The 24,464-nt window shown below is 54.6% G+C and carries 23 protein-coding genes; 7 read left to right on the forward strand and 16 right to left on the reverse strand.

Going from position 1 to position 24,464, the window contains the following annotated elements; genetic code table 11:
* Positions 1–19: 19 nt before the first annotated feature.
* Positions 20–664, reverse strand: coding sequence for a YigZ family protein (locus ACG98I_RS02055; RefSeq protein WP_394718065.1), 645 nt, complete (start codon positions 662–664; stop codon positions 20–22).
* Entirely contained in the window at positions 657–1,958 is a 1,302-nt protein-coding gene (gene ilvA, locus ACG98I_RS02060) for a threonine ammonia-lyase IlvA (RefSeq protein ID WP_394717920.1), read from the reverse strand. The genes ACG98I_RS02055 and ilvA overlap by 8 nt, the downstream gene beginning before the upstream one ends.
* Before the next feature lie 185 nt (positions 1,959–2,143).
* Here ilvA and ACG98I_RS02065 point away from each other — a divergent pair, with 185 nt between their 5' ends.
* Entirely contained in the window at positions 2,144–4,129 is a 1,986-nt protein-coding gene (locus ACG98I_RS02065; RefSeq protein ID WP_394717922.1) for a choice-of-anchor I family protein, read from the forward strand.
* A 106-nt stretch (positions 4,130–4,235) separates the two neighbouring features.
* Positions 4,236–4,766 (forward strand): hypothetical protein, encoded by a 531-nt coding sequence (locus ACG98I_RS02070; protein ID WP_394717924.1) that lies wholly within the window; start codon positions 4,236–4,238, stop codon positions 4,764–4,766.
* Positions 4,767–4,900: 134 nt separating this feature from the next.
* Here the strand turns inward: ACG98I_RS02070 and ACG98I_RS02075 are convergent, their stop codons facing one another.
* Both ACG98I_RS02075 and dnaE read right to left on the reverse strand, forming a co-directional pair.
* The gene (locus ACG98I_RS02075) at positions 4,901–6,103 is read right to left on the reverse strand and encodes a cobalamin-independent methionine synthase II family protein (protein ID WP_394717925.1); all 1,203 of its coding nucleotides are present in this window, start codon (positions 6,101–6,103) and stop codon (positions 4,901–4,903) included.
* An 87-nt stretch (positions 6,104–6,190) separates the two neighbouring features.
* A complete protein-coding gene (dnaE, locus tag ACG98I_RS02080; protein ID WP_394717927.1) occupies positions 6,191–9,757 on the reverse strand; it encodes a DNA polymerase III subunit alpha in 3,567 nt (1,188 codons plus the stop codon).
* Between the two features lie 99 nt (positions 9,758–9,856).
* Here dnaE and rarD point away from each other — a divergent pair, with 99 nt between their 5' ends.
* Positions 9,857–10,738, forward strand: a complete 882-nt coding sequence (gene rarD, locus ACG98I_RS02085) for an EamA family transporter RarD (RefSeq protein WP_394717929.1) — start codon at positions 9,857–9,859, stop codon at positions 10,736–10,738.
* Between the two features lie 37 nt (positions 10,739–10,775).
* On the opposite strand, the gene ACG98I_RS02090 is transcribed toward rarD, so the two are convergent.
* The 4 genes from ACG98I_RS02090 to lspA are packed head-to-tail and all read right to left on the reverse strand — an operon-like array spanning position 10,776 to position 13,034.
* Entirely contained in the window at positions 10,776–11,021 is a 246-nt protein-coding gene (locus ACG98I_RS02090; RefSeq protein WP_394717931.1) for a hypothetical protein, read from the reverse strand.
* The gene (locus tag ACG98I_RS02095) at positions 11,005–11,661 is read right to left on the reverse strand and encodes a hypothetical protein (RefSeq protein ID WP_394717933.1); all 657 of its coding nucleotides are present in this window, start codon (positions 11,659–11,661) and stop codon (positions 11,005–11,007) included. Before ACG98I_RS02095 ends, ACG98I_RS02090 begins: the two co-directional genes overlap by 17 nt.
* Positions 11,654–12,580, reverse strand: coding sequence for an RluA family pseudouridine synthase (locus ACG98I_RS02100; RefSeq protein ID WP_394717935.1), 927 nt, complete (start codon positions 12,578–12,580; stop codon positions 11,654–11,656). The genes ACG98I_RS02095 and ACG98I_RS02100 overlap by 8 nt, the downstream gene beginning before the upstream one ends.
* Entirely contained in the window at positions 12,546–13,034 is a 489-nt protein-coding gene (lspA, locus tag ACG98I_RS02105; protein WP_394718067.1) for a signal peptidase II, read from the reverse strand. The genes ACG98I_RS02100 and lspA overlap by 35 nt, the downstream gene beginning before the upstream one ends.
* A gap of 59 nt (positions 13,035–13,093) precedes the next feature.
* On the opposite strand from lspA, the gene ACG98I_RS02110 reads away from it, so the two are divergent.
* Positions 13,094–14,023, forward strand: a complete 930-nt coding sequence (locus ACG98I_RS02110) for a hypothetical protein (RefSeq protein ID WP_394717937.1) — start codon at positions 13,094–13,096, stop codon at positions 14,021–14,023.
* A 168-nt stretch (positions 14,024–14,191) separates the two neighbouring features.
* Here ACG98I_RS02110 and ACG98I_RS02115 read toward each other — a convergent pair whose 3' ends face one another.
* Positions 14,192–14,749 carry a hypothetical protein gene (locus tag ACG98I_RS02115; RefSeq protein ID WP_394717939.1) on the reverse strand — a complete coding sequence of 186 codons (558 nt, stop codon included), beginning with the start codon at positions 14,747–14,749 and terminating at the stop codon, positions 14,192–14,194.
* A 147-nt stretch (positions 14,750–14,896) separates the two neighbouring features.
* On the opposite strand from ACG98I_RS02115, the gene ACG98I_RS02120 reads away from it, so the two are divergent.
* Positions 14,897–15,817: an asparaginase gene (locus tag ACG98I_RS02120; protein ID WP_394717941.1), complete on the forward strand. Its 921-nt coding sequence runs from the start codon at positions 14,897–14,899 to the stop codon at positions 15,815–15,817.
* Here the strand turns inward: ACG98I_RS02120 and ACG98I_RS02125 are convergent.
* Genes ACG98I_RS02125 through ACG98I_RS02135 form a run of 3 tightly spaced genes read right to left on the reverse strand, consistent with a single transcriptional unit; the run spans position 15,788 to position 19,336 of the window.
* Positions 15,788–17,122 (reverse strand): DNA polymerase IV, encoded by a 1,335-nt coding sequence (locus ACG98I_RS02125; RefSeq protein ID WP_394717942.1) that lies wholly within the window; start codon positions 17,120–17,122, stop codon positions 15,788–15,790. The genes ACG98I_RS02120 and ACG98I_RS02125 overlap by 30 nt on opposite strands.
* Before the next feature lie 10 nt (positions 17,123–17,132).
* Positions 17,133–18,503 (reverse strand): xylulokinase, encoded by a 1,371-nt coding sequence (gene xylB / locus ACG98I_RS02130; RefSeq protein ID WP_394717944.1) that lies wholly within the window; start codon positions 18,501–18,503, stop codon positions 17,133–17,135.
* 17 nt (positions 18,504–18,520) lie between these two features.
* Positions 18,521–19,336: a DeoR/GlpR family DNA-binding transcription regulator gene (locus tag ACG98I_RS02135; protein ID WP_394717946.1), complete on the reverse strand. Its 816-nt coding sequence runs from the start codon at positions 19,334–19,336 to the stop codon at positions 18,521–18,523.
* 143 nt (positions 19,337–19,479) lie between these two features.
* On the opposite strand from ACG98I_RS02135, the gene ACG98I_RS02140 reads away from it, so the two are divergent.
* Positions 19,480–20,793 (forward strand): RbtT/DalT/CsbX family MFS transporter, encoded by a 1,314-nt coding sequence (locus ACG98I_RS02140; RefSeq protein WP_394717948.1) that lies wholly within the window; start codon positions 19,480–19,482, stop codon positions 20,791–20,793.
* 3 nt (positions 20,794–20,796) lie between these two features.
* On the forward strand, positions 20,797–22,290 hold the full coding sequence (locus ACG98I_RS02145) for a mannitol dehydrogenase family protein (RefSeq protein WP_394717950.1): 1,494 nt from the start codon (positions 20,797–20,799) through the stop codon (positions 22,288–22,290).
* Positions 22,291–22,339: 49 nt separating this feature from the next.
* Here ACG98I_RS02145 and ACG98I_RS02150 read toward each other — a convergent pair whose 3' ends face one another.
* The 4 genes from ACG98I_RS02150 to ACG98I_RS02165 form a co-directional block, all read right to left on the reverse strand.
* On the reverse strand, positions 22,340–23,140 hold the full coding sequence (locus ACG98I_RS02150) for an EamA family transporter (RefSeq protein WP_394718068.1): 801 nt from the start codon (positions 23,138–23,140) through the stop codon (positions 22,340–22,342).
* Positions 23,141–23,232: 92 nt separating this feature from the next.
* A complete protein-coding gene (locus tag ACG98I_RS02155; protein WP_394732520.1) occupies positions 23,233–23,760 on the reverse strand; it encodes a hypothetical protein in 528 nt (175 codons plus the stop codon).
* Between the two features lie 85 nt (positions 23,761–23,845).
* On the reverse strand, positions 23,846–24,097 hold the full coding sequence (locus ACG98I_RS02160; RefSeq protein WP_394717954.1) for a hypothetical protein: 252 nt from the start codon (positions 24,095–24,097) through the stop codon (positions 23,846–23,848).
* Positions 24,098–24,247: 150 nt separating this feature from the next.
* A complete protein-coding gene (locus ACG98I_RS02165) occupies positions 24,248–24,424 on the reverse strand; it encodes a hypothetical protein (protein ID WP_394717956.1) in 177 nt (58 codons plus the stop codon).
* Between the last annotated feature and the right edge of the window lie 40 nt (positions 24,425–24,464).

The following is a 24,464-nucleotide window of genomic DNA, read 5'->3' on the forward strand; positions in this document are numbered from 1 at the left end:
CTATCCTAATCGATTATTGCTACTTCGCTATTTCCACCCATTGGGTGCCAGCTTCTTTAGCTTCCGCACTAGCTTGGGTTAATGCCGCGATCGTATCAAAAAGTTCTATTTCCCCACCTGGCGCAACTGCCAGGGTCATGGTAGCCATGGACGCATAGTCCACGCCGAGGACATCATAGCCACGGTTGCGTAATTCAGCTTCCCAGCGGCCGGCCTCCGCATGCGGGGCGTTCAGGGTATAAAGCTTGCGAATGCTGCGCTCTACTGGTTCCACGAATTCCATGGCTTCACTGACCACACCACCATAAGCATGGACCAGTCCCCCAGCGCCTAGCTTGACCCCACCGAAATAGCGGATGACTACCGCGGCGATATCCATCATGCCGGAACCTTTGAGCACATCCAGCATGGGTTTGCCGGCTGTGCCAGAAGGTTCCCCATCATCAGAGGAACGCTCCACCGGATGCGAATCTTCCACGTGGTAGATATACGCTGAGCAATGATGGCGCGCATCGGGGAAACGCTGGCGTGCCTCATCAATGAAAGCGCGGGCGGATTCATCATCGGTAACCCGCGCGATCAGGCAGATAAAGCGCGAGCGCTTGATCTCTATTTCATGCTCCACTGCCGCATCAGCAGCGGGACGGGTATAAGTATTATGCACTTGCCACCAAGAAGTCATATTCCGGGGTGCCCGGCTTCAATTGCTGGCAATCAATGCGGGATTCTCCCATCCGCTCCAGTAGGCCATCAATGCCACTTGCCTCACCCAGCTCAATACCCACCAGGGCGGTACCGGTTTCACGGTTATTGCGCTTGAGGTATTCAAAGAGCGTGATGTCATCATTCGGGCCCAAAATATTGGACAAGAAATCACGCAGCTGGCCTGGCTCTTGCGGGAAGTTCACCAAGAAGTAATGCTTAAGGCCACGGTGCACCAGAGAGCGCTCCATAATTTCTGCATAGCGCAGAACGTCATTATTGCCGCCAGAAATTACACACACGACGGTCGAGCCTGGGCGCAGGCTCACCTTGCTGAGACCTGTAACGGACAGCGCACCGGCAGGCTCAGCGATGATGCCTTCATTTTGGTATAGCTCTAGCAGCTCGGTGGACACGGCACCTTCGGTGACGGTATCCCAGTGCAAACGGCCGCGGTTAGCGTCCAAGATGGCATAAGGGATCTTGCCGATTTGCTTGACAGCCGCACCATCAACGAAGGGGTCAACGGCTTCCAAGGTGACTGGCTCATCAGCCTCTAGCGCCGCAGTCAGTGATGCCGCACCAGCCGGTTCAATACCAATCACGCTGGTGCGCGGCGCCATATCAGCGAGATAGCTGGTGATACCCGCCAGCAATCCGCCGCCGCCGACAGGAACGACCACGGTATCTAAGGAACGGCCCTGTGCGGACAGCTGCGAGATGATCTCAGCGGCAACGGTGCCTTGCCCAATGACAGTGTCACGCGCATCGAAAGGCTCGATGAATGTCGCGCCACGTGCTGCGGCGTCTTCGCGGGCAGCGGCCGCCGCTTCATCAAAGTTTGCACCAGTGACAACGAGTTCCACTGAATCGCCGCCGTGTACCATGATGCGGTCGCGCTTTTGCTTCGGGGTCGGCCCTGGAACATAGATTTTACCCTTGATACCCATGGTGCTGCAGGCATAGGCCACGCCTTGAGCATGGTTGCCTGCCGATGCCGTTACAATTCCCGCGGCCTTTTCTTCATCAGTGAGATTGGAGATGGAAAAGAACGCGCCGCGGATCTTGTAGGAGCGTACTCCTTGGAGGTCTTCGCGCTTCAAAAAGACGTCACAACCAGTCTGTTCCGACAACCGCGGGCAGTACTGCAGCGGCGTCGGCGCAATCTCAGAAGAAATTCGTGCTTGTGCCAGCTGAATGTCGCTTGCGCGAACTGGGACGAATTCTTCTGCATTGACCTTCTGGTTAGTACTCATGACCAAGCATTTTAATACCTCACACTCTGTGATGGTGGCGTTGCCCCCAGGAAAATCAAATTCATATGAATTTTACCTTTCGGCCACAGACACTCCATCTAAATGTTGCCATGACATCATTTTTAGACGCGAAGATATCTCAGTCACCATACAGGAAATTTATAACTATCCCCAAGGAGCTGTTAATGTCCATTCGTCGTCGCGCTATTTCCCTGTGCGCTGCTGTTGCCCTCACCGGCGGGATCATCTCCCCTGCTGTTGCCAATGCACAGGATTTCAACGGAATCGTTGATAACGTTCACACTGATTCCGCTGCTGATGCAACGATCAACATGGCGCCAATCGGAAACTACGCATCCGGCGAACTGGGCGTTTCTGCTGCAGAAATCGTTGCTTACCACGCTGATTCCCAACGCATCCTGGTGGTTAATGCTCAGTCTGGCCAGATTGATGTTTTGGATGCTTCCAACCCAGAGACACCAACCAAGATCGGTTCTGTTTCTGCTGGCGCCGATAAGGAGATTAACTCCGTTGCGGTGCGTGAAGACGGCCTGGCTATCGCTGCGGTTCAGCAGTCCAATAAGTTGCTCGCTGGCGAAGCTCTCTTCTTTGATGTCGCTGCAGAAGACCTAGACTCTGCTGAGCTCGGCCGTGTCAGCATTGGCTCCTTGCCAGATAACGTGCACATTACCGAAGAAGGCCATTACGCACTGGTTGCTAATGAGGGAGAGCCTTCCAATGAGCTCAACACTGAGGGCACCGCTTATGTAGAGGATCCAGCCGGTTCCGTATCTATTATCGCTTTGCCGGAGACCGTTGCCGCTGCTGCCCAGGGCGATGTTCGCACCGCTGGCTTCGAGGCCTTCGACGCACCAGGTGCACTGCACGAGGACATCCGCATCTTCGGCCCAGAAGATCACCACAATCAGCCATCACTAGACCTGGAGCCAGAGTACGTAGCTTCCGCAAATGGCAAGGCGTTTGTCACATTGCAGGAGAACAACGCCATCGCCATCATCGACATCGCCTCCGCTTCCGTCGAGAATATCGTGCCAGCACACATCGCTGACCACACCCAGGTTGCTATTGACCCTTCCAACAAGGATGACGCCGCTGAACTGCGCACCATCCCGGTCAAGGGTCTGAGCATGCCAGACTCCATCCATGCATTCACCGCTAATGGCCAGACCTACTTCGCTACCGCGAATGAAGGCGACGCACGCGAGTGGGGCGTGGAAGAAGAAGACGGCGGCTCCGGTGTTTACACCGATGAAATCGAGCTGGCTGACGCCGTGGAAGATGGCCTAGTGTGCGAAGGTGCACTCGGCGATGTTGATCTGGAAGCACTTGCTGAAAAGGAAGTTGCTGGCAACTTGAAGCTGTCCAATGCTTCCGGCTGGAATGCTGAGGAAGAATGCTTCGACGAGCTATATGCCTATGGCTCCCGTTCCTTCTCTATCTACGATGCACAAGGCAACGTAGTCTTTGACTCCGGTTCGAAGTTCGAAGAAGTCACCGCATCCTTGAATGCTGCAGGCGTCTTCCACCACAATGCGGATAACGAAGATCCGGATTTTGACGACCGCTCTGATAACAAGGGCCCAGAACCAGAGGCGTTGACCATTGGTCAGATTGGTGACCGCACCTTTGCTTTCATCGGCGCTGAGCGCGTCGGCGGCATCTACGTCTACGATGTAACCGACCCAGCAAATGCCAAGTACCAAACTTACGTCAACAACCGTGACTTCACTGTTGAATATGATGATGAAAACTATGAGTCCACCAAGCTAGCTGGCGACTTGGGTCCTGAGGGCTTTGCATTCATCAATAAGGAAGACTCACCTAATAATGAGCACCTGTTGGTTGTGGGCAATGAGGTTTCCGGCACCACCACCGTCTACCAGATTGAAGACCTGCTGGATGAAGGCGATGACAACACCGATGATGAGACCCCAAGCTCCGGCAATGGTTCCGACGACAGTTCCGCTGATGGTTCTAACCAGGGCTCTAACTCAGATTCCGGTTCTGCCCTCGCGGGTGGCGTTGTCGTAGCTATCGCTGCTGTCCTGGCTGCAGTTGTTGGCGCAGTAGCCGTTGTTCCTGGCTTGAAGGAGCAGCTGCTCAACGTCTTGCCAGCTGATATTCGCGCGCAGGTGAACGCACACCTGTAAAAGTGATGTGGTGTGGAAAGTTTCTCTTTTGACTATCGCGATACAGGTAGGCCTGCTACATTCATTGGAGTATTAACGCTATCTGCCTCCCAAGGAGAAATTTTCCATGCGCAATTCCCGCCTCGCAGTCGCTGTTGTAGCCGCAACGAGCGTCGCCGTTTCTGCTCTCACCCCTGTTGCAGCAACCGCACAGGTCATGTCTTCTCCCGCTCAACTGTCTTCAGGTGGCTACACCAATACCGAAGGTTTCACCGAAGAGTGCAAGGAAGCTGTTGAGCAGGAACGCGAAGAACATGAGCAGGCTGTCGAGGACGGCACCGCGGGTTCTTCCTTCATGGGCCCGCAGGAGTTAGCTTTCGGTATTGCTAATGGCTACGGTTCCTCAGGCATGCCAGATGATCCTGATTGCATCGAGGAAGAAGAAGAGCGCGCTGAGGACGAGCAGTGGGAGCAGGTTCCTGATTCTTTGCAGTCGATGCGTGGTAATGACACCACAGACTTGATCTTCGCTGTTGTAGGCGGAATCCTCGCTGTTGGTGCCTCTGTCACCCAAGCTGCCACCATCCTGGCTGCGTTTTCCCCTGATGTTCGCGACCAGATCCGCACCGCGCTCGAGCAGGCAGGTTTCCACTTCTAAACCCCTAGATTCCGGAGCCAAGCATTCCGGAACCGCGGATTCTTTAGATATCAAAACTGCGGCCCTCTCGTTACTGATTTACTCAGTGCAACGAGAGGGCCGCAGTCTTGTTTAGGCACTGGCCTCAATATGATTTAGTACAGACGCTTGGAAGCGATTTCTGCACCCTTAACCAGGGAGTCAAGCTTTGCCCATGCGATCTGGTGATGCAGACGTCCGCCCAGACCACAGTCGGTGGATGCAACAACCTTGTCAGGTCCAACAACTTCAGCGAAGTTGGAGATACGGTCAGCAACCAGCTCAGGGTGCTCAACCACGTTGGTGGAGTGAGCAACAACGCCTGGGTAGAGCAGAACGTTGTCTGGAAGTTCAACGTCCTTCCAGATCTTCCATTCGTGTGCGTGGCGTGGGGATGCTGCCTCGAAGGAGTAGCCGCCAACCTCAGCGCGCAGGATCTCTTCCAGGATGTCACCGAATGGAACGTCGGTCACGTGTGGTCCATGCCAGGAGCCCCAGCAGATGTGCAGACGAGTCAGTTCCTTAGGAATGTCCTTGATGGAGTCATTGAGCACGTCAATGCGCTCACGGACAAAGCTGCGGAAGTCTTCGATGGAAGGCTCTGGGTTAATCTGGTCCCAAGCCTCAGCCAAGTCTGGCGCATCGAACTGAACGGTCAGGCCGGCATCAGTAATTGCCTTGTACTCGTGGGACAGTGCGTCACCACAAGCCTGCAGGACCTCAGACTCGGTCTCGTAGTACTTGTTCTTCAAACGTGCAGCAGAGCCTGGGGACAGCGCTGCAACGAAGCCGTCATTGACGTTGTGCTTCGCCATTGCATCCTTGAGGAGCTTGACGTCTGCGTCAACTTCCTTCTGGCCAACGTAAGTAATTGGGCCGGTGAACTCTGGGTTGCCTACCTTTGCGCGGCCGGTGAAGATGCCGGATTCTGGATCGGCATAAGCCTCACCGAAAAGCGCACGATCACGGCGGTCAGAGAAAGAGGTCAAGCGTGGATTGCCTGGCTCGGAACGAACAACTTCCTCGCTTGCCCAGCGGTCCACATCCGTCATGGTCAGTCCGCCCAGGCGGGAGAATGAGTAGTTCCACCAGGAACCATAGTCCACAGCACCAGAGGTAATGTGGCCGTACTCGCCTTCGTTGATGATGTCGATACCCAGCTCAACCTGGCGGGCAACGACCTCATCAACGGCCTTTTCTAAAAGCTCAAAGAAAGCGTCATCCGGAACGGAGCCGGATGCACGATTCTGATTTGCTTCAAGTAATTCTGGGGTACGTGGGAGCGAGCCAACATGAGTGGTGCGGATTTTTTGAGCCACGAGGTAATTCTCCTTCTAAGAAATAGACTGTGCTGTCTACCCTATCGTACAAAGCGGTTCAATCCCGATTTTTATTCACTCAATCGCTTAACCCAATATTCCCGCTCCCATAGTGGCTTTCAGGTCACCCATAAGGTTGGAAGAACGCTCGACGCGCAAGTGGTCACCCAAGACCATCATGGTGGATTCATCACCATTGAGCAGCGTCAGATACACATCGGAATCGCCCTTATTATTGACCAACACCTGCTTGAGCTTGGCAATATTTTCCATCGTGCACTGGTCTGTACGCATGCTTAAGCGCAAAGGCAGGCCTGCACCATTGCCAGGACCCAGCTCTGGTACGCGAATGTCATTGCAGAAGAAGCTGACGCGCTCATCACGCACGCGCACCTGGACCTTGGCCAAGATGATGTTATCTTCCACAATCTGCGGTGCCACCAATGAATAAACCTGGTTGAATACCAAAATCTCAACCTGCGCACCGTGGTGATCCTCAATGGTGACAATGGCCCAAGGCGAACCATCACGCTTAGAGAAACGACGGTCCACGCCAGAGATAATGCCGCCGATAACCATCTCCTGACCATTGCGCATCTCACCGCTCAAAATGGTGGTCAGTGCGGTATCGGTCTGCGCTGCTAGGGCATCCTCGAAGCCATCGAGCGGGTGGCCGGAGACATAAAGACCCAGCATTTCGCGCTCCAGCGCCAGCTCGTGTTTACGGTCCCAGGACTCTTCCGGCACCTCAATGGCAAATGTGGAGGCACCGGTTTCTTCATCGCCAAAGCCAGCAAAGAGGTCGAATTGTCCCTTATCAGCTGCCTTCTTGGTGGACTGAACAGAATCCACAGCGTCTTCCTGAATCAGCATCAGGCCCTTACGTGGATGCCCCAGGGAGTCAAAGGCACCAGCCTTAATCAAAGACTCCGTCACGCGCTTAGTACAAGCAACCAAGGAAATCTTGTCCAGGTAATCGCTGAAGGTCTTGAACGCACCCTTTTCCCGGCGCGAGGAGATGATGGATTCCACCACTTCTGAGCCGACGTTACGGATTGCACCCATGCCGAAGCGGATGTCTTCACCAACTGCCTCGAAGTCTTCTGCGGATTCATTAACATCTGGTGGCAACACCTTGATGCCGAGGTGACGGCAGTCAGCCAGGTAGATGGCGGACTTATCCTTCTTATCGGCCACTGAGGTCAGGAGCGCTGCCATGTACTCCGGCGCAAAGTAGGCCTTGAGGTAAGCCGTCCAGAAGGACACCAATCCGTAGCCTGCCGCGTGGGACTTATTAAACGCGTAGGACGCGAAAGGCTCGATAGTGCCCCACAGCGCGTCAACTGCCTCCTTGGAATAGCCATTGGAGAACATGCCCTGGCTGAACTTCTCATATTCCTGTGCCAGCACTTCGGGCTTCTTCTTACCCATGGCTTTACGGAAGCCATCTGCTTCGCCTGCAGTGTAATTCGCCAGTTTCTGGGAAATACGCATGATCTGCTCCTGATACACGATCAGGCCGTAGGTCTCACCCAGGATTTCCGCGAGTGGTTCTTCCAGCTCTGGGTGAATAGGCGTAATTTCTTGGCGCCCATTCTTACGGTCAGCGTAGTTCCAGTGAGCATTCACACCCATTGGTCCTGGACGGTACAGCGCCAGCGACGCGACAATATCCTTAAAGCCCGTTGGCTTCATACGTTTCAGCAGCTCCTGCATACCGCCGGAGTCCAGCTGGAACACGCCTAAAGTATCACCACGGGATAGCAGGTCATAGACATTGGCGACCTTGGGGTCATCGGCGTGAAGGTCCTCAAGGTTGAGCTCAATGCCACGGTTTTTCTTGATATTGGCCAGAGCGTCACCAATCACGGTGAGGTTGCGCAGCCCCAGAAAGTCCATCTTCAACAGGCCAATGGCCTCACATGCTGGGTAGTCCCAGCCGGTGATGTAGGCACCATCAGCAGGGCGCTTCCACATTGGAATGTGGTCCATCAAACGGACCGACGCCATAATCACCGCACAAGCATGCACACCGGCCTGACGAACAACGCCTTCCAGACCACGCGCGGTGTCATAGATCTTCTTCACATCCGGGTCGGTTTCCACCAATTGGCGAACCTCAGCTGCTTCTGAGTAGCGCTCATGATCCGGATCGGTAATGCCCTTGAGTGGAATATCCTTCGCCATGATGGCTGGTGGCAGCGCGCCGTTGATGCGGTCGGCCATCTGGAAACCAGGCTGACCAAAGTGCACCTTCGCAGAGTCTTTAATGGCCTGCTTGGTTTTCACGGTACCGAAGGTGATCACCTGGGCAATTTTGTCTTCGCCCCAGCGTTCTGCCGCGTATTGGATCATTTCACCACGACGGCGGTCATCGAAGTCGATATCGATATCGGGTGCAGATGGACGTTCCGGGTTCAGGAATCGCTCGAACAGGAGGTCATGTTCGATCGGGTCGATGTTGGTAATGGTCAGTGCATATGCAACCAGTGCACCCGCTGCGGAACCACGTCCTGGACCCACCCAGATGCCGATGGAACGCGCGTGCTTAATAATCTCAGCAACGATAAGGAAGTAGGACGGGTAGCCCTTCATATCAATGACGGAGATTTCATATTCCGCACGCTTAACGTAATCTTCTGGAACCTCGCCGCCATCGAAGCGGTCCTTAAGCCCTTCCATCACCTCATGGGTCAACCAGGAGGTTGGGGTGTAGCCTTCCGGCACGTCTGCAATTGGCATGCGGTCATGGGTGTGCTCTTCCCACAGCGAATCATAGGATTCGACGCGCTCAGCAATCCACAGCGTGTTATCGCAGCCATCCGGGACTGTGTCATCCCAGAGCTCACGCATCTGTGCCGCGGATTTGATGTAGTAGCCAGTTCCGTCGAACTTGAAGCGGTCTGGGTCCATCAGGGTCTTACCGGTCTGGACGCACAACATCGCCTCATGGGATGGTGCCTGGGATTCCAGCACGTAGTGACAGTCATTGGTCACCAATGGCGGCAGGTCTAGCTTGCGGCCAATTTCCAGCAAGCCATCACGCGTGCGCTTTTCGATGTCCAGGCCGTGGTCCATCAATTCGAGGAAGTAATTATCGCGGCCGTAGATGTCCTGCCACATCGCGGCGGCTTCGAGCGCCTCATCAAATTGGCCCAGGCGCAGACGCGTCTGCACATCGCCCGATGGGCAGCCAGTGGTCGCAATAATGCCATCAGCGTGCTCGGCAATCAGCTCCGCATCCATGCGTGGCCACTTACCCAACTGACCCTCATAAGACGCCAGTGAAGAAAGCTTGAAGAGATTGGACAGACCCGTGGCATTTTCTGCCAGCATGGTCTGGTGCAAATACGCACCCGATGCCGAAACATCATCACGCTTTTGGTCAGGAGTACCCCAAAGCTGACGCTTCTTATCAAAACGTGAGCCCGGCGCCATATAGGCCTCAATGCCGATGATCGGCTTTACCCCAGCTTTGGTCATGCGACGGTAGAAAGCATCTGAGCCGAACATGTTGCCGTGGTCAGTCATGCCCACAGCAGGCATTTCTTGCCTGGATACCTCTTCTGCCAGCAAATCTACCTTTGCCATTCCATCTAGCATGGAAAATTCAGTGTGGTTATGCAGGTGTACAAAAGAGGAATTCTTCGCCATGCCCGTCATTGTATCCACCTCCCCGCGATGGTGGGAATCCCCTGTTCGGCGTAAGGTTTATTCAGTTGGCTTAAAAACTATTTTTCCTGGGGAGGACGCATGCCTTTTGCCATTGGTGCCTATCTTTTGTGGGGTGTCTTCCCCGCGTTCTTCCCGTTGCTGCTGCCGGCATCACCGCTGGAGATTCTCGCGCACCGTGTGCTGTGGACCGTAGTCCTCATCATTATCTATCTCTTCTTTACTGGCGCCTGGCGTGAACTGACGCAGCTTTCTCGAAAGACTTGGTTGTGGCTGGCTGCTGCTTCCGTCGCCATTACGGTGAACTGGGGAACTTATGTCCTCGCGGTCAATAGCGGGCATGTGGCCGATGCCGCGTTGGGCTATTTCATTAATCCACTGGTCTCAGTTGCCCTGGGCGTGTTGATTTTGAAAGAGCAGCTGCGCAAGCTGCAGTTATCCGCAGTAGGTGTCGCCTTCATTGCGGTAATTTGGTTGACTTTCATGACTGGTGAAGGCCCATGGGTCTCCATCCTCTTGGCTGGTTCTTTCGGTATCTACGGCCTATTAAAGAAACAGGTCAATGTTTCCTCTGCCGGCTCAGTCGCCGCTGAAACCCTGATCATGACACCTGTGGCACTGGTCTACATCGGCTATCTCAGCATCAATGGTGAATCCACCTTCTTATCTGAAGGTCCCAGCCACACCGCCTTGATGATCATTTCGGGTCTAATCACTGCCCTGCCACTGATTCTTTTCGCACAGGGCGCGAAGATGCTGCCACTGTCTACAGTCGGCATGCTGCAATATATGACCCCGACAATGCAGCTACTGTGGGCGGTCTTTGTCACCCAAGAGCATATGTCCACCGAACGCTGGATTGGTTTTGTGATTATCTGGATTGCTGTGGCGCTCTACATGCTGGATTTGTTGCGGATGCGCAAAGAATCTAGTCGCATCAATCTCGATCAGCCCAAGAAGTAGCCCGATCTTTGGAGTAGCCCGTTCACGGGTAACCCTGCTATTTCTTGCGCCAGGCGCGCTTGTCTTTTTCTTCTTCCGCATTCAATGCCCAACCGGGCATGAAGAATCCGAGAATTATGCACACGATGAGCACCAGACCAAGCAATACCTGACCTTCAGCTGGTTGGTTGCCAAAGATTAAGATGCCAGCGCTAACGAGGATTCCCAGCAGCACCAGTAGATAGGCGAATTTATAGTTCGGCGGCCAAGTGCCAATAGTTTTGAGGTTATTCCACAGCTTCAAGGTTCATCACCGGCCTAATTCCGAAACTTCCCCACGCCGCATCTGATGGCACAGCTTCCACTGCAAAAACCATATCGCGGGTAGCAATTTCTGCGAGTACGTCGGGTTCTTCCCACACAATGACGGAGTTAATATCTTGCTCTCCTATTGCCCGTTCAAGCACGTCAATGCGGGTTTCTCCTTCAATGGGTTCAGGGAGATCAATCGGCACAAAGTCTTCTTCAGATATCACCGCGTTGACACGCTGTGCCCCATCTACTGCTTCAGCGGCAACCTCTGAGTCGGTGGCTTCTGTAAAGGTCACCAAAGCATAGGTTTCATCGCGTGCTTCCTCAACGCTGGTGGCAGCACGGGTCTGATACTGCTCGGCAGATTCTTCTGGCTCCGGACCTAATTGATCCCCCTGCAGGGTCCGTGTCGGTCCGGGACCACAAGCACCGGCAATAAATAAAACGAGCAGCAGTAAAAAGAACAGAATCATGATCGCTGCCACTCGGCGACGGCGATAAATATGAGGTGGATGCCGACGCACTGGAGCAGCACGTCTTCCCGGAGCATCCGGGCGTGGCTGTGGGCGCACTGAACCCGTTGATCGCTGTGAACGCGGGGTTCTGCGTGCTCCGTGACCCGAATTAGCCACGAAGAACGTCCAATGCATTCTCTAGGTCTTGTGGGTATGAGGTTTCAATCTCAATCCACCGACCATTACCTGGGTGTTCAAACCCGAGCTTAACCGCGTGCAGCCACTGGCGGATCAGTCCCAGCCGCTTGGATAAATTGGGGTCGGAACCATACATGGGGTCGCCACAGCATGGGTGACCCACAGCAGACATGTGCACGCGAATCTGGTGGGTGCGCCCTGTCTCCAGATGCACATCCAGAAGAGATGCTTCGCGGAAGGCTTCCAATAAGCTGTAATGCGTCACGGCAGGTTTACCGTCTTCGGTCACGGCGAATTTCCAACCGGAAGAAGGATGACGCCCAATAGGCGCATCAATAGTGCCCTCAATGGGATCGGGCAAGCCCTGAACCAATGCGTGATAAGTCTTATGCACCGTGCGTTCTTTGAATGCATGCTTCAGCGCGGTATACGCGCGTTCCGAGGAAGCCACCACCATTACGCCAGAGGTGCCCACATCCAAGCGGTGCACAATTCCTTTGCGCTCAGGTGGGCCGGAGGTAGAAATCCGAAAGCCTGCTGCGGCCAGACCGCCAACCACGGTGGGACCTTCCCAACCGATGGAAGGGTGTGCTGCAACACCGACAGGTTTATTAACAGCAATAATGTCATCATCGGAATAGACCACGTCCATTCCTTCCACCAATTCTTCCTTCGGCACCAAAGGAGCGGGTGGTTCTGGCAGAGTTACTTCTACCCAACTACCGGACGTGAGGCGGTCGGACTTGGAGACCACGGCGCCATCCACCAACACCGAACCTTCCGCACATAGTTCAGCGGTGATAGAACGCGAAAGACCGAGCATCTTCGCTAGTGCAGCGTCAACGCGCAGGCCCTCATTTCCTTCAGGAACTGGAAGAGTCTTTACTTCCCTGTTCATTCTTCGCCCTCCTTTCCTCAGTCAGCATGGCAATGATGAATACGATGACACCTACGGTAATGGAGGCGTCCGCAATATTGAATACGGCAAAGTTTCCGACGGAAATATAATCCACAACATGCCCGAACCAAAAACCTGGTTCGCGGAATAATCTGTCAATCAGATTGCCCAATGCGCCACCGGCCAATAATGCCAGACCGACGGCTTCCCAACGGTCTTTCATGCGTGGTGCTGCGATGGCCACACCAACCACGAAGGCCAGCTGGATGGTGGTAAATAGCCAGGTCGATCCTTCCCCACCCATGGAGAAGGCTGCACCCGGATTAAATAGGAGATAGAACCTAAACCAGTCACCAATGACAGGGACGGCTTCACCGGGATTGAGCCAGCTGAGCATCAGCTGTTTGACGGCTTGGTCTATCACTGCGACGGCAACAATAATCATCGCCATCATCTTCACAATTGAGCGCACCTAATCCATTGTAGTGGCAGCCATCCGGTAGGTTTGAATGCATGCGTGTGAAAGCCTCCATTGTTGCCCTTGCTTTAGTCCTCACCGGTTGCAGCTATGAACCACCGGGGCCTGCGGTAGAGCAAGCGGTAGCCGCACCCGTGGACGCAGCGCGCGTTACTTTGGATGACGCCGGCGAGGGTGAAAAGCGTGTGCTTACCTACTCTGATATCGACCAGGAGCAGGATGTTCACTTCCAGCTCACTGAAGGTTTTTCTCAAGATGTCATCGATGCCGATGTAGCGACGGACTTTGAGTCCAGTGCGCCAGAAGAAGCCACGACGAACTTCGATATTAATGCCGAGGTTTCTGAGGCTTCCGATGATCCGGAGCAAGTGCCCGCCACGCGTAATGCGTTTATGACGCTGACCAACCCGAGCTACGACGGCACTGATGCGCTCAATGTGGAATCGGGTGATGGTTTCCAATTTGGTTGGCGTGCCGATGATGCCGGCCAGGTCTCATCTTTGCGTTTGGCGGCACCGCAAGGCGCTAATGATGATGCCCGTTCCATCCTGGAACAGGGAATCGTGCAGCTTACTTCCCTCCCGATTGTCTTCCCAGAAGATGAAATCGGCGAGGGCGCAGTCTGGACATTGGAGTCCCGCGTCTCTGGTGATTCCACGCTCCTGCAAACCACCACCTACACGTTGGAAGAGCTCACCGAGACTGGCGCGGAGCTGTCTTTGGATATTAGCCAGCGTCCCGCTATTGGTGCACTGACTATGGAAGATGGCGGCGAGCTTGCCGTCATGAATTCTGAAACGCGCTCCTCAGGAAATTTGAGCATTGATTTCTCCCAGCCGCTGCCCACCGCTGGTGAGGTAGACATCGCCACGCGTATTACCTATGGCACTGAGGAATCGGATATTCGTGTTCTGCAGTCGACTAATACGCGAATGGAATTTAGCCCCGTCGCCGAAGAAGGCTAAACCCTCACGTTCGAAGAAGGCTCGATCTCAGGAGGAACGACGCAACCGAAGGAGGTGCCCCGCCAGAGAAAATCTGGCCGGGCACCTCCTTCTATGTTTCTATATGTCCCTATCCCGTATTCTTTACCCAGTAAAGCGCACGAAATTTGGACTCAAATTTAAGGAGCTTTACTGGGTGACTTCATTAGCGCCGGTATCGACGGAGCCATCAGTACACATTTCTGGAACCTGGTCTGGGGTCACGGTGTTGGTGATCAGAGTGCAGGCCCAAGACTGGGACAGCTTCCAGGTGCCTTCTTCAAAGACGAACTCAACGTTTTCCGCGGTCTGTGCTGGTTCTTCCGGAACAGTGAAGTTCACGGTCGCCAGCACGGAATCTGGGGAGTAACCAGGAATAACTGGGTCAACGACCTCGAAGTTCGCGCCTGATTCAGCCTTGGATGCAGCCATGGTTTCAAAAAGCTCCGGTGCGGTCTCGCCGCCCTGAACAGTTTTGACCTTGTCCTCTTCAGAGGCTGAGGCATCCGTAGCTGTAGCTAAGATGGCGTTGAGGTCAGATGCAGATGGCAACTCGCTCGACGCAGGGGCATCAGAGGTTTCTTCTACCTGGGTCTCTTCTGCTGCCTGGGTTTCTTCAGACTCAGACTCAGAATCGGAAGAGCACGCAACCAATGCGGTTGCAGCGCTCAGTGCCATGGCGCTGGCGGTCAGTTTACGTAAAAACAACTAATCTCCTTCAACGGTTTTATTCTCATGTAATCCTACCGGCACCAAACTCACTGAAACGAACTATCGCGCCGATTTATTAGGATTCACAGCGTTTATACAATCTTTTGGCCAAAGGCTTTCAAGCTATGGTTTAGGCTTAAACGCATGACACGATCCATTGCAGTTATTGCTACCGGCGGAACCATCGCCTGCACTACCGATGAACAAGGCGCGCTAGTTCCAACTCTGACCGCGACTGATTTGGTCCAAGCAGCGAGCGAATTGATCGATTTCGATATCCAGATTCTCCCCATTGATTCAGTGCAGTTGGACTCTTCCTCACTGACGCTGACAGATCTGGATGATTTGATTGCACGTGTGCATGACCTGCTGGCAGATGATGGTGTCGATGGCGTGGTGGTCACTCATGGCACAGACTCCATGGAAGAGACCGCGATGGCGCTGCAACTTTTCTATTCTGGCAGCAAGCCCGTGGTCATTACTGGCGCACAGCGCTCATTTGACCACCCGGATTCTGATGGACCACGCAACTTGGTCGATGCCATTGCTTATGCGAATTCCACTGGTGGCGGGGCTGCTGGTGTGAGCATCCGCTTTGGTGGGCTCAGCGTTCCAGCGCGCGGCGCCAATAAAGCACACACTTCATCCCTCGATGGTTTTAGGCCAGCACCAACCCCCATCAAGCAGTACCCAACGCTAGATCGTGTACCACTGGCAGGCCATGACGTGGTTATCCTGGCTGCATGGCCCGGCGCGTCGCGCACGATGGTGGATGCGGCAGTAGCAGCTGGTGCTGAAGGCATCATCATTGAAGGTTTAGGTTCCGGCAATATGGGCTCGCAGATGGGTGAAGGAGTCAAGGATGCACTCGAGGCTGGCATCCCTGTGCTGATCTCTACTCGTGTACCGGAAGGCTCAGTGTCTTTGGCTTATGGCGGTTCCGGCGGCGGTGCAACCTTAGCTCGTGCAGGTGCTTTAGGGACCGGAACGTTGCGCGCCGGGCAAGCCCGCATGGTGCTGCTAGCGGCGCTGGCATCAGGCGTCGATGTCGCCGAGCTCCTCTAAATCCCACGCCAAAGAATCCACCGGGTCAGCTGGCACTAATCGCTCATCATCGGCATCGAAAGATTTGAAAGGCCCCGGCCCAGTTGCACGGGTTTCAAAGCGGACGCTGACAAACCCATGCCCGGTTCCTTGAATCCAGCCATGCCCATAGTCGGGATGAAATACGTCTTGGGTGGCATACCAGGTGCGCGTGGTTGAGACTTCTTCTTCAAAGGTCGTGGTGGTATTGACCACGGCCTGGTCTAATTCGGGAAAGAGCACGTCTTGGCGTTCTGATTCCAGACCTGAAAAGCCCACGCCGACTAGCCGGATAGGGCCAAGTTCTGCCGGGTAGCGCGCCAGAGAGTACATAGCTTTACGCAAGGTCGCGATGTCATCGGTGGCATAGGACAAAGACAGTGAGCGGGATTCGATGTGGAAATCTGCCATCCGGAGTTTGACGGTGACGGTGCGGGCACCGCGGCCATCGGCAAGCAAACGGCGATGAGCACCACTTAACGCGCGCTCTAGTGCGGCATCCACTTTTTCTTTGGTGGTCAAATCTTCCGGATAGGTGTGCTCCGCCGAGACTTGCTTGGATTCCGCCCGCGGGGCCACAGGCCTATCATCTATCCCACGCGCCATCTCCCAGAGTGAAAGCCCGATGGTGGCACCAAGGGTGATCTCTACTTCACGCTGGGAAAGATTAGCTAGATCCCCAATAGTTTTCACACCAATGGAATGCAGCTTGGTGGCAGTAACGGGGCCTACTCCCCACAGTTCATCCACGTCCAAAGGATGCAGCAAAGCTTCTTGCTTATCGGCGGCGATGACAAAAGCACCATCTGGTTTCGCCTGGCCCGAGCCAATCTTGGCGAATTGCTTTCCGGAGCCAGCACCGATTGAGGCTGGCAGACCTGTTTCTTCACGAATGAGTGCGCGCAGCTCGTGCGCCCAAGCCTCTACTTCTGCGGGCGTGGCGCCGTGGAGTTCTTCTGGTTCCATATAGGCCTCATCAATGCTGAGCTGCTCGACGAGCTTGACGCGCTGAGCGATGAGCGAAAAGACGCGTTCGGAGGCGGTGCGATAGACCTCGAAACGCGGGCGTACCACCACTGCTTTCGGCCCAATGAGTTGCTGGGCGCGGTACATGGGCATCGCTGAATGCGCGCCGTATTTTCGGGCTTCATAGGAAGCGCCCGCCACCACGCCACGGCCGGACGCACCGCCAACCAGTACTGGCCTGCCCATCAGGGTTGGGCGGGTGAGCTGTTCACACGATGCGAAGAACGCATCCATGTCAATGTGAAGAACCCAACGCTGCATGGCTCTAAGTCTAGAAGTCTTGGGTTAAATCTCGAATTCTTTGATAACGCGCAACTGTTTCTGGATTCGCTTCGGCGGTATACGTGGTGGTGCCAGCAGCACTCCATGTTGGTGGTTCAGCTGCGCCCGACAACGCCCACGCGGCTTGACGTGCAGCACCCAATGCCACATATTCCCCGGGTGCAGGTACTAAAACATCAACGCCGAAGATAGCCGGTGCCAGCTGCTGCATGGCCGGGCTACGCGCAGCACCACCAATGAGCAGAACGCGCTTGGCTTTTTCACCCATGGCATTTTCCACCGCCTCCATCGCATCCAGCATGGAACATAACAGGCCTTCCACCACACCACGGGCGAAATCTTCCCGAGTGGTGTCAGTGCGCAGCCCCGTCAACAGACCGGTGGCATGCGGGCGATTCGGGGTACGCTCGCCATCGAAATAAGGCAAGAGCGTTACTGAAGATTGTCCAGCCAGCGCCAAATCAGACAAACCTTTATGGTCAACGCCCAGCAGGTTAGCGGCAAAATCCAGTACTTTTGCACCATTCAGCGTAGAAGCTAAAGGCAAATATGCTCCAGTGGCATCACAGAAACCGGTAGCCATGCCAGTTGCGTCATGAATGGAATCTTTACTCCACGCACTAGCCACACCTGAGGTTCCCACGGAGATACAGACGTCCCCGGGCTGCAAATCTAGCCCCAGAGCCGCCGCCATATTATCGCCAGTGCCAGCCGCAATCGCAGCACCTGTTCGTGTGCGTCCGACAATCTCATTGGGCGCGGCAATGCGTGGTAGCTCCACTGCATGACCCATAAACTGCTCAGCAAGTTCTGGCAAGAACTTTCTTTCGCGCGTGGAGTAATACCCCGTACCCGAGGCATCACCATGGTCAGTAGTGAACTCTTCCCGTCCGCCCAAATGCCAGGTCAAATAGTCATGCGGCAAAACCACCTTGGCAGTCTGCGTCGCATTTTCCGGTTCATTATCCCGCAGCCAGCGCATCTTCGTTCCTGTAAAAGATGCCACGAATACCGAACCAGTCAACTCCGCTGTTGCCTGCGGTCCGCCGAGTTCTTCCACCAACTGCTCAGCCGCATCTGCGGAAGAGACATCATTCCATAACATAGCCGGGCGCACAGTCTGGTTGTCTTTGTCCAAACTCACCATGCCATGCTGCTGGCCTGCTACAGCTACCGCATCAGCCTTCTCTAATAACCCAGCGGTAGCCTCTTCCATCGCCGCAATCCACTCTTGCGGATCTACCTGCGTGCCCGTGGGGTGGGAGGCGCGGGCTTGGTCAACCACCTCGCCTGTCTCTGTATCAACCAGCACGGCTTTCGATGACTGGGTGGATGAGTCAATACCAAGAACATAAGTCATAGTGATTTCTCGCTTAACTATTTCAGGACTGCCGGTGGCTGCAGTGTTGGCGCTGGCTTAGGAGTGGGAACAAGATGCAGCCTGGCGCCAGAGTCCTCCAGCAACTGAGCTTGAGCATCAGAGAGATTGTTATCAATGACGATGTCATCAAATTCGCGCAGGTGTGCAACAAAGTGCATACCGGTGTTATCAAACTTCGAAGAATCAGACACCAAAATCTTACGCGTACCGAGGGCAACAAAAGACTGCTTGGTCACCGCCGCATCCTCATCCGGATGGTAGATACCAGCCGAATTAATACAGGTGGTGGATACAATCGACACCGTTGCATTGAGTCTTTCAACCGCTGAACACGTGGCTCGGCCTAAGAAAGAATTAGTCTCCAGGCAATACCGCCCGCCCGCTGCCGTCAAAGACACCTCCGACAAATGCGAAGATACTGCGTTAATCACGTTGAGCGAATGCGTAATGATTCCCGATGGCCCGGCGGCTAAGACACCCGGCAGGCAAAATTCCACCGTGGTGGAATCATCCAACGCCACGATATCGCCGGCCGAAACTAACAATGCGACCTGATCTGCTAACGCCTTTTTCACATCAATGTTAGTTTCACGCCGGATTTCAACATTAGTCTCCCCGAATTCGGGTTCAATCCACCGCGCACCGCCACGCACGCGCTCCAAGTGCCCTTCAGCAGCCAGGAAATCCAAATCACGATGAACGGTCATAACGCTGACATTGAAGCGTTGCGCCAGCTCATCAACACGAACCTGGCCCCTTTCCTTCAGTGTGGACAGGATCTGTGCGCGCCGGGATTCGGCCGGACTTGCCATGAATTGCACCTCTACTTCTCTCACCGATATCGAGAATTTTAACATCAATTCTGTTATTTATAACATCTTTTTGTTAAATCCATGTTAGTTTTATCTGCATCACAGAATGTGACGGTGTCCTTTACTGAAACGGAGTCTATTACATGTCACAAGAACCTTTGATAGAAAGACTTGGAATTCCGCGCCCGCTCATCTGGGGCTTCATCGGCCTAGCCATCTTCATGATTGGTGATGGCGTAGAAACCAATATCCTCGAACCCTTCCTCTCCAGTGAGCATGGGTTTACGGTCTCCCGCGCCGGGCTGCTGATCACGGTCTATGGTGTCGCTGTTGCCATCGCTGCTTTCTTCGCCGCGGCGCTTTCTGACCTCTGGGGTCCACGCCGCGTGATGATCCTCGGCGCAGCCATCTGGATTGTTTTTGAACTCGCGTTCCTGCTACTTGCGCTCACCGCTAGCTCCACTGCCCTGATCTTCCTCACCTATGGCCTGCGTGGCTTCGGTTATCCGCTCTTTGCTTATGGCTTCTTGGTGTGGATTACCGCAGTCTCCCCCGCTGACAAGCTCGGTACCGGCACCGGCTGGTTCTATGTGGCATTCTCTGCAGGTTTGCCAACTCTGGGTGCTTTGACCGCCACCATCTCCATGGCGTGGTTCAACCTGGACTTCTACCAAACCCTGTGGGTATCGCTCGTGCTGGTCATCATCGGTGCCGCGTGTGTATTCATCGGTGTGAAGGAAAAGCTTGGCCGCAAGCCTCTGGTGGAGAATGCTGATGATGTCACCGCCACGCTGGGTGCATCTTTCAAGCTTCTGTTTTCTGACCGCCGCGCGCGTTTCGTGGTCTACATCCGCACTATCAACTCCATCCCGACTTATGCCATGGCGGTGTTCTTCCCTGCCTACTTCACTGAGCGTCTTGACTGGCCGCTGGCGTGGTTCCTCATCCTCACCACGGTCATCTACGCGGTCAACCTGCCATTTAATCCTTTCTATGGCCGGATTGGTGACAAATTCGGCTGGTCCAAGACCGTTGTGTGGGCCGGCGCAATTGCGTGTGGCGTGACGTTGGCGCTGGTCTACTTTGTCCCGATGATTTCTGTATCACTGGGCATTCCAGATGGTGTCGGTTTTGCCATCACTTTGGCCTGCGGTGCACTCTTCGGCGTTTCCTTGGCAGGTTTCGTGCCACTCTCCCCGATCGCAGTGTCCCTCAAACCCGATCGTCCCGGCGCTGCAATGGCTGCGTACAACCTGGGTGTTGGCGGCGCGGTCGCTGCTGGCCCCGCACTGGTTGCCATCTTCTATCCACTGGTTGGTGCCACTGGCCTCATCCTCATCTTCATGGTTCTCTTTGCCCTCGCGGCAGCAATGGCGCATAGCCTGCGCGGAACCCAGCCAGGATTCGATGGAAACCCCGCCGTTAAAGACATGACTGAAATTACCGAAGGAGTCTAAAACATGACCACTCAGCTTTCCCAAAGCACCTTGAAGGACCTTCCAATCACCGGTCCTGAGTATGACCGCTCCGCGATTACACCAGGTATCGTGCACTTCGGTGTGGGTGGTTTCCACCGCGCCCACCAAGCCTTGTATGTGGATAAACTCATGCGCCAGGGCGAAGCGATGGACTTTGGCATCATCGGCATGGGCGTTATGCCTTCCGATGCCCGCATGCGTGATGCGCTCAAAGACCAGGACTGCCTGTATACCTTGACGGAAAAGGCACCCGATGGCTCAGCACATTCCCGCGTCATTGGCTCGATTGTGGATTACATCTTCAGCCCAGATGATCCTGCCCATGCGGTATCAATTCTGGCGAAAGACTCCATCAAAATTGTTTCGCTGACTGTGACCGAGGGCGGCTATAACTTTGACCACGTGCGTGGTGAATTCAACTTGGATAATCCTCAGGTGGCTGCTGATATCACAGACCTCAAGCAGGGCAAGGTTGATGAACTACGTACCTTCTATGGCCTGATCACAGCGGGTCTCATTGCCCGGCGCGCGGCAAACACCACTCCTTTTACCGTGATGTCATGTGACAATATTCAGGGCAATGGCGAGATGGCACATCGTATGTTCTTGGCTTTCGCCGGCGCCATTGATGCTGAGCTCGCCCAGTGGATTGATGACAACGTTCCTTTCCCGAATTCCATGGTGGACCGCATCACCCCGGAAACCACCGATGATGACCGCGCGGAGCTCGAGTACGCCGATGCCTGGCCAGTCGTCTGTGAGGACTTCACCCAGTGGGTGCTGGAAGATAAATTTGCACATGGCCGCCCAGCATTCGACAAGGTCGGTGTGGAATTAGTGGATGATGTGGTGCCTTATGAGCTGATGAAGCTGCGTCTACTCAATGCATCTCACCAGGGCTTGTGCTATTTCGGTTACCTCGCGGGTCACCGTCTGGTGCACGATGTCATGGCGGATCAGCGCTTCGCTGATTTCCTCTTGGCCTACATGGAACAAGAAGCAACGCCATCCCTGCGTCCACTTCCAGGCGTGGATCTGGATGCCTACCGCCACCAGCTTATTGAGCGTTTTGGCAATGCGGCAGTTAAAGACACCGTGGCGCGTTTGTGCGCTGAATCCTCCGACCGCATTCCAAAGTGGCTTTTGCCCGTTGTGCGCGAGAACCTTGAGACCAACAACGCCCCTGTTACCTTGTCCGCTGCCATCGTCGCATCCTGGGCTCGTTATGCCGAAGGCACTGATGAACAGGGCGAGGCCATCAATATCAATGACCGCATGGCGGATCGCTTGAAGGAGAATGCTTCACACCACCACGAGGATATTCTGGCGTTTATCCGTGACCGCGAAGTCTTCGGCGACTTGGTTGATAATGAGACCTTCACGGCAGCGTATGCGGATGCCCTGCGCAGCCTGCACGAGGTCGGTTCCGAAGCCACCCTGGATAAGCTGCTTGCTGAAAATTCCGCTAAAAAATAGCCCAGGAAAACACCCCGAGCCAAATCTCAGGCCTAGCAAGGCAGTAGGGCTAATTCCTACGCAGCGCCACCGCGATAATGATCAGCACGATGCCGATAATTTCCGCGGTGGTCAGCCACTGCCCCAGTGCAATCGCACCCACGATAGCCGCAACGACGGGCAGGATGGCTTGCAGGAGCGCAAAGAAACTCGAGCCTGCCATGCGCAGGACAACCTGGTCGAGACTATAAGGAATTGCCGCGGACAGCAGTCCCAGTCCGGCCGCTAATCCCAACACGGTCAATCCCGGAATCCCGGGGTCTTCCGGCCAAATCAGAATCATGACCGGCAGCGCCAAGAGCCCGGCATAGCTAAAGCCCACTGCCATGGATGCACGCGAGTTTTCTTTATCGGCAGCAATATGGCTGGAAATCACAATGTAGCCGGCCCAGAATAATCCCGCTGCCAATGCCCACATAATGCCAATGGCATTATCGGACCAGGTAGCACCAGAAATCACCAGCACACCCACCGCGGCGAATAACAACGCGATCCAATCCCGTGCCCTGCGCGAACCCCAGGCTGCCACAACGATAGGACCTAAGAATTCAATCGCCACTGCAGTACCCATGGGGATATGGTTCAGTGACTGGTAAAAGGACATATTCATGGCCATAGTCATAACGCCATAAATCAGCGCATTACGCCCCGAAATCCCACCAAAGGCACGCAGCCGCGGCCGATATAAGACCAGCAAAATTGCGCCTGCGGCGGCAACCCGAAACCATGCGACAATAATTGGTGAGAAATTCTCAAAGAGTCCCACCGCCACGGCAGCACCCGCATACAAAGAAGCGCCGGACACCGCCATGACTGCCGGTGCTGCAAGACTTTGTGCAACCGAATTTGCTTGACCTTGAGACTTCACAACAGGGCATATTACCTGTCACTTAGTCCGCTGTTTTACCCCCGTGTGCTCAAGATAGCTTTGGCGGTTAAGGCCACCACCGGTGTTGGATCTGACACCAACTTTTCCAATAGCTCATCTGAGCCTTCAAACTCCGCCAGCGCTTGCACCAGCCGAGCCCGTGCCGGGGTATCCACAGTCGCCTCAGAGTCCTCATCTGGGTCTATAACCAAGAACTCAATAGTCTCCAGCGCTTTGTCGTGCCAGTGCTCTGACTCCGCAAGCACGTCAGCAGCCTCAGTGTCATGGTCGCCATCAATGATCATGGCGATGAGTTCATGAAAAGCTTTCGCTCTGCCAATCGCCCCTACTTCCAAGGCTGCGACACGGCGAACTGCAGCACTAGTATCTTCCAAAGCAGAGCACAGAAACCAGTCCGTTTCTTCGTTTCTCTCCGCTTGCACCAAAATACGCACCGCCCGCAAGCGCCGAGCGTCATCTCCTTGTTTCAAGGTGCGCAATATTTCCATAGAAGCATCAGGTCCTGCCTGAAGTGCCGACCAGGCAAGCGCTCCAGCCACCATTAAGGTTTTCTTCCATCAACGCCGCACGCGCAATCCCCCCGCGGATCCGCGGTCGCTTCAGCGATTTCACCAATACGCATGACATTCAGTCATGCCCATCAGTTCCCAATACAGCAACCTTTCTAGCCAGTGCAATATTGGCATCATCCACAAACTCCGGGTCAGCCATCAGATCCAAAGCTTGGCTGGCGTGGACATTAACTGCCTCAAGACGGATGCGCGCTCTATCACCGAATACAGCCAAGGCACGGTTAAGACTGCGCTGCGTATCAGCATCGCCCCGAGCTAACTCAGCGATCAGTTCATTAAGCAGCCACTCACTCTGATTGTCAGGCACGCTTCCCACAGCTAAACGCCAAGCAGTTGTCCGAACCTCAGGCTCTGGGTCGTGCAACAACTCCGCAGTCACCACTGACCAGGAATCGGGATGCCCAGTTTTGGTTAACGTATGCAGCGCTTGTGCACGTGCATCAGGATTATTAAGTGCTTAGACCAGCAGCGGGAATGACTCATGCGCTGGGTGCCGGGTGATGGCCCAGGTGAGCATATCGCGGACGAAGAAGTCCGGCTCTGAACCTAGGCGATCGATGAGAAAAATCAGATCCCCTGGTTGCGGGTTGGTGCCCATGTCCAGGGCATGGCGAAGGCGTGTAGAAGAATTCATGTTCTTAACTACACGCCTTGACACCGTGTCAAGGTCAAGA

This window comes from Corynebacterium sp. L4757 (genome assembly GCF_043673995.1).
GTDB lineage: Bacteria > Actinomycetota > Actinomycetes > Mycobacteriales > Mycobacteriaceae > Corynebacterium.